Below are 1,017 nucleotides of genomic sequence, written 5' to 3'. Positions count from 1 at the left end.
GGACCAGGATGCGCATGGGGCCACGCTACGGCGCTAATGTTGAAGTAGACCAGAGCGTTATGCGCCCGGCGAACGCCAGCTGCCTTTCCGGACGCCCAGCCCTGCTGCCGGCTGGCAGCAGGGTTGCAGTAAACAAGGAGTTTTCCCTCACCGATGATCAGCCTGACCACCATCGAACCCATCACCGCACCGGACATCTCGGCTGTCAACCTGCCAGGTGGCCTCATCAGCCTGGGCATCGGCGTCGCCGTGTGGCTGGTGGCATCCTTCGTGATCACCGGAATCACCAAACGGGTCGCGGCGGGCAGCACACTTTTCAAGAAGTCGCACTTCCGCTGGGTGGCTCCGGCGTTCCGCGCCCTGGACCATGAACGCCGCGTCCAGCGGGCAGAGACAATCGGCGCACTGCTCCGCAGCGTGGTCGGCGTCCTGATCGCCGTCCTCACCATCGTGTACGTGCTCAAGTACCTGAACGTGGACGTGGCTCCCATCCTGACGAGCGTCGGGATCCTCGGTGTGGCGATCGGCTTCGGGGCCCAGCAGTTGATCCGCGACTTCCTCGCCGGCATCTTCATTACCTTCGAGGACCAGTACGGCATTGGCGACATTATCGAGACTTCCGAGGTGGTGGGCACGGTCGAGGCCATGAACCTGCGGATCACCCGGGTCCGGGCCGACGACGGCACCATCTGGTACCTGCGCAACGGCGAAATCCTGCGCGTGGGCAACCGCTCCCAGGGCACGTACATTCCGCCCGAGACGTCCCCGGCGGACGAGGCCGACAGCGCACCCCAGCAGAAGGCCGGAGAATAGTGAAATGACGATTCCCAGCGCCAGCGAACCCAGCCAGCCCAGGCAGCTGCTGCAGAACGATCCGTTCAGCCAGCCCGGCTACACGGACAACTTCTATGACGCCGTGGGCGGCCACGAGACCTTTGTGAAGCTCATCGACGTCTTCTACGACGGCGTCGCAACAGATCCGCTGTTGCGACGCCGTCGTAGAAGACGTCGATGAGC

General features: G+C 63.8%; 1 protein-coding gene and 1 pseudogene. Both read left to right on the top strand.

Annotated features, from left to right (window positions below):
* Positions 1-153 precede the first annotated feature (153 nt).
* Positions 154-813 carry a mechanosensitive ion channel family protein gene (locus LQV45_RS35510; RefSeq protein WP_028277840.1) on the top strand — a complete coding sequence of 220 codons (660 nt, stop codon included), beginning with the start codon at positions 154-156 and terminating at the stop codon, positions 811-813.
* 4 nt (positions 814-817) lie between these two features.
* Positions 818-991 (top strand): annotated as a pseudogene (locus tag LQV45_RS35505) (globin); the annotation flags it as partial.
* Positions 992-1,017 lie beyond the last annotated feature (26 nt).

It is taken from the genome of Microbacterium sp. Bi128, assembly GCF_918698205.1.
This window is presented reverse-complemented; position numbering and strand designations above follow the sequence as displayed.